Source organism: Streptomyces sp. NPDC051662 (assembly GCF_040681655.1).
In the GTDB taxonomy this organism is placed as follows: Bacteria; Actinomycetota; Actinomycetes; order Streptomycetales; family Streptomycetaceae; genus Streptomyces.
In genome coordinates this window covers 270,026-280,062 of the sequence record NZ_JBFAZD010000012.1, presented here as the reverse complement: position 1 = coordinate 280,062, position 10,037 = coordinate 270,026, and the positions used below count along the sequence as shown (strand labels likewise).

9 protein-coding genes and 1 rRNA gene are annotated in these 10,037 nt (G+C 69.6%); 3 read left to right on the top strand and 7 right to left on the bottom strand.

Annotated features, from left to right (window positions below; genetic code table 11):
• The first annotated feature begins 153 nt into the window (after positions 1 to 153).
• Both rrf and AB0M67_RS22165 read left to right on the top strand, forming a co-directional pair.
• Positions 154 to 270, top strand: a 5S ribosomal RNA gene (rrf, locus tag AB0M67_RS22170).
• Positions 271 to 410: 140 nt separating this feature from the next.
• Complete coding sequence (locus tag AB0M67_RS22165; protein WP_365747862.1) at positions 411 to 974, top strand: GNAT family N-acetyltransferase; 564 nt, start codon at positions 411 to 413, stop codon at positions 972 to 974.
• A 43-nt stretch (positions 975 to 1,017) separates the two neighbouring features.
• On the opposite strand, the gene AB0M67_RS22160 is transcribed toward AB0M67_RS22165, so the two are convergent.
• Positions 1,018 to 1,611 (bottom strand): NAD(P)H-dependent oxidoreductase, encoded by a 594-nt coding sequence (locus tag AB0M67_RS22160; RefSeq protein ID WP_365747860.1) that lies wholly within the window; start codon positions 1,609 to 1,611, stop codon positions 1,018 to 1,020.
• Positions 1,612 to 1,720: 109 nt separating this feature from the next.
• Here AB0M67_RS22160 and AB0M67_RS22155 point away from each other — a divergent pair, with 109 nt between their 5' ends.
• Positions 1,721 to 2,404, top strand: coding sequence for a TetR/AcrR family transcriptional regulator (locus AB0M67_RS22155; RefSeq protein WP_365747858.1), 684 nt, complete (start codon positions 1,721 to 1,723; stop codon positions 2,402 to 2,404).
• Positions 2,405 to 2,481: 77 nt separating this feature from the next.
• Here the strand turns inward: AB0M67_RS22155 and AB0M67_RS22150 are convergent, their stop codons facing one another.
• From AB0M67_RS22150 to AB0M67_RS22125, 6 genes are all read right to left on the bottom strand, one after another.
• The gene (locus tag AB0M67_RS22150) at positions 2,482 to 4,086 is read right to left on the bottom strand and encodes a type VI secretion protein (RefSeq protein WP_365747857.1); all 1,605 of its coding nucleotides are present in this window, start codon (positions 4,084 to 4,086) and stop codon (positions 2,482 to 2,484) included.
• A gap of 2 nt (positions 4,087 to 4,088) precedes the next feature.
• Entirely contained in the window at positions 4,089 to 5,537 is a 1,449-nt protein-coding gene (locus tag AB0M67_RS22145) for an ATP-binding protein (RefSeq protein ID WP_365747855.1), read from the bottom strand.
• An 82-nt stretch (positions 5,538 to 5,619) separates the two neighbouring features.
• The gene (locus AB0M67_RS22140) at positions 5,620 to 7,173 is read right to left on the bottom strand and encodes an SCO6880 family protein (protein ID WP_365747853.1); all 1,554 of its coding nucleotides are present in this window, start codon (positions 7,171 to 7,173) and stop codon (positions 5,620 to 5,622) included.
• Positions 7,170 to 8,435 carry a hypothetical protein gene (locus tag AB0M67_RS22135; protein WP_365747890.1) on the bottom strand — a complete coding sequence of 422 codons (1,266 nt, stop codon included), beginning with the start codon at positions 8,433 to 8,435 and terminating at the stop codon, positions 7,170 to 7,172. Before AB0M67_RS22135 ends, AB0M67_RS22140 begins: the two co-directional genes overlap by 4 nt.
• A 100-nt stretch (positions 8,436 to 8,535) precedes the next feature.
• Positions 8,536 to 9,390, bottom strand: a complete 855-nt coding sequence (locus AB0M67_RS22130) for a hypothetical protein (RefSeq protein ID WP_365747851.1) — start codon at positions 9,388 to 9,390, stop codon at positions 8,536 to 8,538.
• A 322-nt stretch (positions 9,391 to 9,712) separates the two neighbouring features.
• A complete protein-coding gene (locus tag AB0M67_RS22125; protein ID WP_030353484.1) occupies positions 9,713 to 10,021 on the bottom strand; it encodes a hypothetical protein in 309 nt (102 codons plus the stop codon).
• Positions 10,022 to 10,037: the final 16 nt, after the last annotated feature.

Genomic DNA, 10,037 nt, shown 5'->3' with positions numbered 1-10,037 from the left:
GGTTGATAGGCCGGATATGGAAGCCAGGTGACTGGTGGAGTTGACCGGTACTAATAGGCCGAGGGCTTGTCCTCAGTTGCTCGCGTCCACTGTGTTAGTTCTGAAGTAACGAACAGTCGTGTTGGTTTCCGCTGGTCGATATCTTCATAGTGTTTCGGTGGTCATTGCGTGAGGGAAACGCCCGGTTACATTCCGAACCCGGAAGCTAAGCCTCACAGCGCCGATGGTACTGCAGGGGGGACCCTGTGGGAGAGTAGGACGCCGCCGAACAATTATTGTGGGAATGCCTCGTGCCTTTTGGTACGGGGCATTCCTGCGTTCAGGGCCCATTTACGCGGTTTCCGGTTCTACGACGCCCTACGGGTGATATCTCGTTGCGAGTGAGGGCTCCGGGCGCGGAGTATCGGTGCATGAACCATGTGATTCGCGCCGTACGGCCCGACGAATGGGCCAAGGCCAAGGAGATCCGCCTCTCGTCACTCCAGGATCCGGCCGCGCCGGTGGCCTTTCTGGAGACATACGAAGAGGCCCTGGAGCGGCCCGACTCCTTCTGGCAGGAGCGGACGGCCAGGGCCCTGGCCCGGCATGGGGCCCGAGCGGGGCAGTTCATCGCCGAGGCGCCGGACGGGACATGGTCGGGGACCGTGACGCTGCTGATCGAGGAAGCCGGCACGGACTTTCTGGGGGCCACGTCCGTGATGCCGCAAGGACATCTCGTCGGGGTGTTCGTACGCCCCGAACAGCGCGGTACCGGGCTGCTCGGGGCACTGGTCGACGCCGCGCTCGACTGGGCGTGGTCGCTGGAGGAGCCACGGCTCGCCCGGGTGCGGCTCCATGTCCACGAGGGGAATCCGCGGGCACAGGCCGCCTACCGCAAGTTGGGATTCGTATCGACCGGCAAGTCCCTGCCGTTGGACGACAATTCCTCGGTGGCCCCCGGCAGGGAGCTGGAGCTGGCGATCGATCGCCCCTGAGGCGCCCGGCGACGCCCGACACGCACGCCCTGGGACTCCACCGTCAGGCGCTGTACGGATGCTCCGCTCGCGCCGTTCGCAGTGCGCGTGCCCACCAGTCGAGCTGGTCGAGCATCGCCTTGGCGGCTCCGGCGGCGCCCTCCGGGTCGTGGGCCGTGCCGTCAGGCGCGAAGACATCGCTCGTGACCTTGTGGAAGCTGACGGTCTCGCGCACCGTCGTGCTGTGCAACTCGGCGAAGACCAGCCGTAGTTGTTCGACGCTGCGCAGCCCGCCGCCCACGCCCCCGTACGAGACGAAGCCGACCGGCTTGGCCTGCCATTCCTCGCGGTGGAGATCGATGAAGTGCTTCAGGATCGCCGGGAAGCTGTGGTTGTACTCGGGTGTCACGACGACGAACGCGTCGGCCGCGCCGAGACGGGCCGACAGCTCGGCCAGGGCCGGGGTCGGTGCCGTACCCCAGTCGGGGTGGACGGCGGGGAGTTCGGTGTCGGCGAGGTCGATGAGGTCGACCTCGGTGCTGCCGTGGCCGGCGGCCAGGGCGGCGAACCAGTGGCCGACGGTGGGTCCGAGACGGCCTTCGCGGGTGCTGCCGATGATGACGACGAGTCTTAACGGGGCGGTCTGCTGGGTGGACATGGCGTTGCTCCTCAGAAGTCCTCGTCCTGCGCACGGGATATGAAGGTAAAGTACAACGTGTATGGCAATCGGTGCAACGAGCGTTGTACCTTCTGAGGAGGGCGGCACCATGGCGAGCCGGGAGCGGGAGGCAGGGGCGGCACGGGAGTCAGGTGCCGGAAAGCCTCCGCGCAAGGGGCTGCTGGAGAAGCGGCGGGCCATCGAGCGGGGCGCGCGTATGGTCTTCGGGCGCGAGGGATATACGCGGGCGAGCATCGACGCGATCGCCGCCGAAGCGGGTGTCTCCACGCGCACCATCTACAACCACTTCGCCGACAAGGAAGAGCTGTTCCGTTCGGTCTTCCTGGCGAGCGCCGCCTCCGTGACGGAGGACTCCACGGACCTCTTCGAGCGGCACTTCCGGCACTTCGGGAAGTCGGCCGACGTCGAGACCGACCTGCTGGCCCTCGCTCGCGACTGGGTCGGCCAGAGCTCCAAGCACCCCGAACACTTCGCGCTCGTACGCCAGATCATCACCGAGGGGCCGCGCATGCCGGCCGATGTGATCGAGGAGTGGCAGCGCGTCGGGCCACGGGCGGTGCGCGCCGAACTCGCCGAGCGGCTGCGCGGGCTCGCGGATCAGGGGCTGTTCGACATCGACGACGCCGACGCGGCGGCACGGCATCTGAGCCTGCTCATCGGCGGCAGCACGCTGGAGTCGTTCTTCGGCGCGGTACGGGTGCGCGCGGACGAGGTGGAGAGGTCCGTGGCGAGCGGGGTGTGGGCCTTCCTGAAGCTGTACGGGCCTTCCTGAGGCCGTACGGGCGGGGCTTGGGGCCTCCCTCGCTTCCCAACCACCCGGTGGACGGCGTCGCGTCGGCGCCGTACGCCTCAGACGCTGTCGGGGACCGGTAGTTCGTAGTGCGGCCAGCGGTCCAGGCCCTGCTGTCGCGACCGCAGCAGGGCCAGCGTCGGCAGCCCGCGGTCGTGGCCGGTGGAGAGCAGCTCAGGAAGCAGGGGCAGTGGAGCGACGGCGGCGACATCGTCCAGGACGCAGGTCATTGGTGGGTCGAGCCGACCGTCAGATGACCGTGCGGCCATGCGGCGGCCGTGCTCGACCACGTTCGAGGCGAGTGCGGTGAGCAGAGGCATCGCACCCGGGCGGGAGCGCGGATCCTCGATCGGCTCGCCCACCACATACAGAGTGCCCCCCTCGTTCACAAAAGAATCCAGCGCGAGCGAATCGGCTCGGTTGGGTGTGCAGGCGTCGCGGATATGGATCGAGGAGAGGGCGGACAGCGCGCGGGCCGTCAACTGCTGTGAGACCTCGCGCCGTTCGGGATGCGCGGTGAGCGCGGACTCCAGCAGACCCGCGAGACCGGAGGCGGCCTTGGGGTGGGTACGGAGGATCCGGACGGCCTCGTGGGCGTTTCCGCCCTGCGCCCAGCGGTGCACCTGCTTGAACGGTCGTGACTCCACCGCCGCGGCGTGCAGCCAGCAGCGCAGCAGGGTCTCCGCCGTGTCGGCCATGGCGGCGTCGAGCAGGGCGTGCGGGCGTACGGGGGAGAGCAGCGCGGTGGCACGGGCGGCGGCGGTGGTGGCGTCCTCGCAGCCGGTGGTGGGGGACCAGTGGAGCCGGGCAGGGGTGTCGCAGAGGTGGCCGGGGTCGTAGACGAGAACGGGGCCGAGCTTGGCCCGCGCGTCCTTGGTTCCGGACCACACCGTCGGGTCGGAGGTGACGACGAGGGCGGGGCCCTCGGCGTCCAGGACGGCCTGGACGGCCGCGGGGCGGCGGGCGAGAGGGTTGCCGTATCGCACGCGAGGGGCGGCGCCGGGGGCGGCGCTGGCAGGTGCGGGAGCAGGGGTGGGGGCGGGTGTGGGGGTGGGAGCCGCGGTCTCGACGGGGGCAGGCGCTGGGACGCGCGTCGGCTCTGGTGCCGGTGCCGGTGCCGGTGACGGCTGGGGGGCGGGTACGGCCGTCGTCGCGGCGCCCGGTGGGTACTGCTCCATGCCGAGCGGCGGAGCCGGTTCCGGAGCGGGAGCGGGAGCGGGTGACTGGGCCTGGTTCGGTACGCCGAGTACGCCCGTCCGTCGTCGTGCGCGTACCACCCGATAGCGGGCCGTCACGCCCATGACGAACACCGTGAGTACGACCAGGACCATCATCTGACTGATCAGCAGGCCCCAGAACAGGCCGTACCCGGACAGTTCGCCGGGCGGGGTGTCCGGCCAGGCGCCCGTGATGTCGTGCGGTGCCTGGACGAGCTGACGTATCGCCAGCGGCGTCCGCGGAAAGGTCACCCCCTGCGGCCAGGCGCCATGGGTGAACAGCCCCGCCAGTCCGGTGGCCGTCCATACCAGCACCGCCAGCCCCAGCAGGAAGCCGAGCAGGCCCACCAGCAGTCCGTCGGGGATACCGCCACCACCGCTGCCCCGGGCGCCCCCTTGGCCGCCCCGACCCCCCTGGTAGTGCTGACCGTCGTGGTGGCGCGACATGGTCACGCCACCGTCGACTCGGAGGACTCGTTCAACCGCCGTTGCCTCTCCAGGAGCGCCGCCCGCTGCTCCGCCTCCCACTCCGCGGCCCGCATATCGTCCGGCAGTCTGCCTTCCAGTTCCAGGGCGTCCGCGGCGTCCGATTCCTGGGAGTTCTCGGTCATCGCCCGGTCGGTGAAGACCAGGGGCCGTTCCGCTTCCGTCACCAGATGCTTGACGACCTGGACGTTGCCGTTGACGTCCCAGACCGCGATACCGGGTGTGAGGGTCGGAATGATCTCCACCGCCCACCGGGGCAGGCCGAGCACCCGGCCCGTCGCTCTCGCCTCGTCCGCCTTCTGGGCGTAGATCGTCCGGGTCGACGCCATCTTGAGGATGGCCGCGGCCTCCCGGGCCGCCGCCCCGTCGACCACGTCGGAGAGATGGTGGACCACCGCCACGAACGACAGACCGAGCCGCCGGCCGAACTTCAGCAGCCGCTGGAAGAGCTGGGCGACGAACGGGGAGTTGATGATGTGCCAGGCCTCCTCGACCAGGAAGATGCGCTTCCTGCGGTCGGGACGGATCCAGGTGTGCTCCAGCCAGACGCCCACGATCGCCATGAGGATCGGCATCGCGATCGAGTTGCGGTCGATGTGCGAGAGGTCGAAGACGATCAGAGGGGCGTCGAGATCGATCCCGACGGTCGTCGGTCCGTCGAACATGCCCCGCAGGTCACCGTCGACCAGCCGGTCGAGGACCAGCGCGACGTCCAGGCCCCAGGCCCGTACATCGTCCAGATCGACATTCATGGCCTCGGCCGACTCGGGCTCGGGGTGGCGCAGTTGCTCGACGATGTCCATCAGCACGGGCTGGCGGTCGGTGATCGTCTCGTTCACATAGGCGTGCGCGACCTTGAGCGCGAAGCCGGAGCGTTCGTCCAGGCCATGTCCCATGGCGACTTCGATGATCGTACGGAGCAGGGCGAGCTGCCCGGTCGTGGTGATCGCCGGGTCGAGGGGGTTGAGCCGGATGCCGTCGTCCAGGGCCGCCATCGCGTCGAGCCGGATGGGGGTTATACCCAGCTCCTGGGCGATCAGGTTCCACTCGCCCGCGCCGTCCTCGCCCTGGGCGTCCAGGACGACGACCTGGCGGTCGCGGAAACGCAGTTGGCGCAGGACGTAGGTCTTCTCCAGCGCCGACTTCCCGTTGCCGGACTCGCCGAGGACGAGCCAGTGCGGGGCGGGGAGCTGCTGCCCGTACAGCTGGAACGGGTCGTAGATGTACCCCTTGCCGCTGTAGACCTCGCGGCCGATGATCACACCGGAGTCACCGAGGCCGGGGGCCGCGGTCGGCAGATAGACGGCCTGGGCCTGGCCCGTTGACGTACGGACGGGCAGCCGGGTCGTCTCCACCTTCCCGAAGAGGAAGCTGGTGAAGGCATCCGTGAGGACGGACAGCGGATCTCGCACCACAGGCCCCTTTCGGCTCGTCGGCTATCGGCGGTGTCGGTAACGGTGTTGGGTATGGGTCGGTCGGAGGCGATGGGCCGCGCTAACGGCGGATGCCGGTCGCGAAGGGCAGCGTGTTCACAAAGGCGCGGTGGTGCTCGCGGTCGCACCACTCCAGTTTCAGATACGACTTGCCGGCCGACGCCCTGATCGTCCGCTTGTCCCTGGCCAGGGCCTCGGGAGACCTGGACGACACTGTGATGTACCCGACGAGGTTGACCCCGGCCGCCCCGCTGGCGAGATCTTCACCCCGCTGGTCCAGCCGGCCGTGCGCGGCGATGTCGCGCGGGTCGACGGTCCGGTTCATCTTCGCGGCGCGGCTGGCGTCCGCGTCGTCGTTCGTCTTCTCCGTCAGCATCCGCTCGATGGCGATCTCCGTCGGTTCGAGGTCCATGGTGACCGAGACCGTACGGATCACATCGGGGGTGTGGACGAGCAGCGGGGCCAGGAAGTTCACGCCGACCGGGGTCATCGGCCACTCCTTGACCCAGGCGGTGGAGTGGCACCAGGGCGCGCGGGTGGACGACTCGCGCGTCTTGGCCTGGAGGTAGGTCGGCTCCATCGCGTCCAGCTCGGCGGGCCAGGCGTTTCGTTTCGTCATGGCCTGGATGTGGTCGATGGGGTGGTCGGGGTCGTACATCGAGTGCACGAGAGAGGATAGCCGGCCCTGCCCGAGCGGCTGCCGTACCCGGATGTCCGCCTCGGCGAGCCGCGCGCAGATGTCGGTCAGCTCACGGGCCATCACGACGGCGAGGCCCGCGTCCCGGTCGAGTTTCTTCGTACCGCCTGCCTGGCGTGCGGCACGGGCCATGGCCTGGCCCTCGGCGGCCAGTTCGCGGGTGTAGTGCATGCAGGCGACGAGATACGCGCGGTGCTGCTCGCTGGAGGTGGAGACCATCGACTGGAGCTGGTCGTACGAGTCCCGGAGCCAGCCGGGGGAGGAGGAGTCGCCGCGCTGGGCCACGTCCTTCTCGTGCGCGTCGGGGTCGGCGGGCAGCGTACGGGCGAGCATCTGGAGCCGGGTGACGAAGCCGTCGCCGTTGGCGACATGCTTGAGGAGCGTGCCGAAGCGGTCGACGAGGGCCTCCTGGTCCTCGCTGTCGCGCAGCCCGACGCCGGGGCCCTCGATCTCGATGGCGGCGGTGACGGTACGGCGGTCGGCGTGCAGCAGCACGGCGATCTCGTCAGGACCGAAGGGCGCGGCCAGCCAGTTGATACGGCCGATGCCGGGGGGCGGGCCGACCTCGACCTCGCGGCCGTCGAGGCTCGTACCGGCTTCCATGGCGGCGGAGCGGTAGGCCGTACCGCTGCGCAGGCTGCGCTTGTAGCTGCGGTTGATCTCGAACCACTTGTAGAACGTGCGGTGCTTGTACGGCACGTACACGGCGCCGAGCGCGAGGAGCGGGAACCCCGTCAGCGTCACGATCCGCACGGACAGGACGGGGACCAGCAGACCGCACATCATGCCGACGAAGGCGCCGGCGATGATCAGGGCGATCTCGCCGGTCTCGCGGTTCTTGCCGACGATCGCGTTCGGCCTGGCCCGGCCGATGAGATACGTACGACGGGGCGCGAGAGGTGGTGACTGGGTCGTCAACGCCCTCTACCTCCTGTGCTGTTGTTGCCGTTACCGGTACCGCGTGCGCTGTGGGGGGTGCCGCTGGTCGGGCCGCCACCGCGGGGCGGGGGCGCGGGGGACGGCAGGGGCGCGCCGCCTCCGCCGCCGCCTCCGCCTCCGGACGAGGGGCCGCGCGAGCTGTGCGCGGCGATGCCGCCGGAGACGGTGTTGGACCGGCCGCCGCCTCCGCCGGATCCGTCGCCCTGCTGGTGGCTGCGGCTGCTGTGGGTCTTGATGCCCTGGGAGACGAGAGCGGCGGGGGAGCTGATGACGGGGGTGGCCTTGGAGCCGTCCGTGGCCTGCTTCCGGTTGGAGCGGGAGGAGGCGATCTCGTCGCCGAATCCGGGCACGAAGCGGTAGATCATCGCGGAGGCGAAGATCGCGAGCAGGATGATGGCGAGACCGGAGACGACGGCGGAGACCGCGTCGGGGCCGCTGTCGGCGGAGAGCGCGCCGGCGAGTCCGAGGACGATCACGATGACGGGCTTGACCATGATGACGGCGATCATGATCCCGGCCCAGCGGCGGACATGCCCCCACATGTTCTTGTCGACGAGCCCGGCGTAGACGACGGTGCCGAGGAGCGCCCCGACGTACAGGAGCGCGGCCCTGATCACCAGCTCCAGCCAGAGCACGCCGGCGGCGAGGATCGACACGAGCGAGACGACGATCAGCATGATCGGTCCGCCGCCGATGTCGTCGCCCTTCTTGAGAGCCTCGGCGAAGCCGCCGAAGAAGACATCGGTCTGGCCGCCGGTGGAGCTGGAGACGACCTGGGCGACGCCGTCGGTCGCGGAGACGACGGTGAAGAGGATGAGGGGGGTGAAGGCGGAGGCGAGGACCGTCAGCCAGAGGAACCCGATGGCCTCGGAGATCGCGGTGGAGAGGGGCACGCCGCGGATGGCGCGCTTGGCGACGGCGAGGAGCCAGAGGACGAGGGTGAGGACGGTGGAGGCGGCGAAGACGACGGCGTACTGGCGGAGGAAGGAGGCGTTGGTGAAGTCGACGGCGGCGGTCTCCTTCACCGCGTCGCTGAGCTTCCCGATGATCCAGGCGGCGGCGTCGGCGCAGCCGCGGGCGAGGGAGGTGAGGGGGTCGAGGGCGTCGGGGGCGCTGGGTACGAGGGAACTGGAGTCGCCGGTCTCGCCGTTCTCGCAGAGCTCCTGCACCTGGCCCGACAGCAGACTGCAGTCCCCGCTCGCGGAGGGACTCGGGGTGGGCGACGGAGTCGGTGCGGCCACCGCGCGCGACGCGAACAGGAAGAGCGTGGCTTGGAGGCCCGCCAGTACGGTGACGAGCGACCGCGCGCGGCGCCGGGAGCCACCGGGCGTACGCCGAGAGCTACCTCGCATAGGTGAAGCCTCCGAACTGCTCGACAGCCTTGCTGATCTCGTCCGCTGTGGAGGCCGCGACATCGCCGGGGACCGGGGCCGGGCCGTCCTTCTGCGAGTCGCCGGTGACCTTCCACTCGTCGCTCAGCCACCGCAGGTCGAAGGTCCAGGTCTTCCAGGTCGTTCGCACCGGGTTCGTCGAGTCGGGACCGGACATCCCGATCAGGCCCGTGTACCAGACCGATACCTTGGCCGTGTCTCCCGAGAGGCTCTCCACCTTGGTGCCGACCGGGATCGTGCGGGTGACGAACGTGTTGCCCTGAGGAGGATTGCCGTCGGCGTCCAGCCCGAGGTTCTGAAGGAACGCCGGTGAGTACGCGGCGTCTTGCGGGCCCTTGAGCTTGCCCGCCGCCTCGGGGGTGTAGACGGTGTCGACGATGCTGTGCCGGCTGTCCTGTTTGAACATGCCGTCCGAACCGAGCGCCACCGCGTAGTTCGCCGCCGCGCTCGCCGCGCCCTGCTCGTTCCGCGCGAACCCCGAGGGGATCTCCCCGTTCTTCCCCGTCACCGGTTTCACGCCCGACGCCGTCGTCGGGTCCGCGCCCGGTCCCGACGGCGCGTCCTTGCCGCCGGAGGTATCGCTTCCGCCGCCGCGGTTCGCGAACGCGATAGCCGCGATGAGCAGGACCACGACGCCCACGACCGTGATGAGCGAGCGCGAGCTGCGCGCCGGGCGGCGGGGGCCGCCGTACATGTCGCCGTTTCTGCCGTCGGGCAGGCGGGTCCGGGTCTGGCCCGTCCCGCCGAACCCGTCGTCCGTACGGCCCGAGTCGCCGCCGTAGCCGTGCTCGTCGCCGTAGCTCATGCCGCGTACGCCCCCTCAGCCGATTGCGGTTCCGCGGTGCTGGCGGTGTCCGCGTAGTACGACGGTAGCCGTGCTGGTTCCCGCGCGGGCGCGGTGTGGTGACTCGACATCAGGGAGACGCAACCTCAGCCGGTGGGTGCGACGGACGGGTGGTGTTGAGGGTGAACCCGGGCACGCCCGGTGCGGACCGGCGGGACGGGAGGGATGGATCGCAGGGGACTGAAGGAACTGAAAGAGACGAAGGAGATGGAGGAGGCGAAGGAGACGGGAGAGACAGGGGAGTCGGGAGAGGAGGAGGCAGGGAGGGCAGGGTGGCCGTGGGTCAGACGGCCATCCCGTACACGATCGTGAAGAGTGTGCCCAGCGAGCCGATGATGAAGACGCCGGTGAGTCCGGCGACGATCAGCCCCTTGCCCTGCTCAGCGCTGAACGTGTCCCGTAGCGCTGTCGCTCCGATCCGCTGCTTGGCCGCGCCCCAGATCGCGATGCCGAGGCAGAGCAGGATGGCCACCGCCATCACGACCTCGATCATGATCCGGGCCTCGTTCCCAAGTGTCCCGAAAGGGCCCCAGTTCGGGGCGATGCCACCGATGATGGTGGTGATGTCGCCCTTTTCGGCCGCCAGGTACATGTAACTCACCGCCCCT

Coding starts and splice junctions, on each gene's coding strand:
- AB0M67_RS22150 (WP_365747857.1), bottom strand. CDS start 4,086: ATGTCGCGCCACCACGACGGTCAGCACTACCAGGGGGGTCGGGGCGGC.
- AB0M67_RS22130 (WP_365747851.1), bottom strand. CDS start 9,390: ATGAGCTACGGCGACGAGCACGGCTACGGCGGCGACTCGGGCCGTACG.
- AB0M67_RS22160 (WP_365747860.1), bottom strand. CDS start 1,611: ATGTCCACCCAGCAGACCGCCCCGTTAAGACTCGTCGTCATCATCGGC.
- AB0M67_RS22155 (WP_365747858.1), top strand. CDS start 1,721: ATGGCGAGCCGGGAGCGGGAGGCAGGGGCGGCACGGGAGTCAGGTGCC.
- AB0M67_RS22165 (WP_365747862.1), top strand. CDS start 411: ATGAACCATGTGATTCGCGCCGTACGGCCCGACGAATGGGCCAAGGCC.
- AB0M67_RS22125 (WP_030353484.1), bottom strand. CDS start 10,021: ATGTACCTGGCGGCCGAAAAGGGCGACATCACCACCATCATCGGTGGC.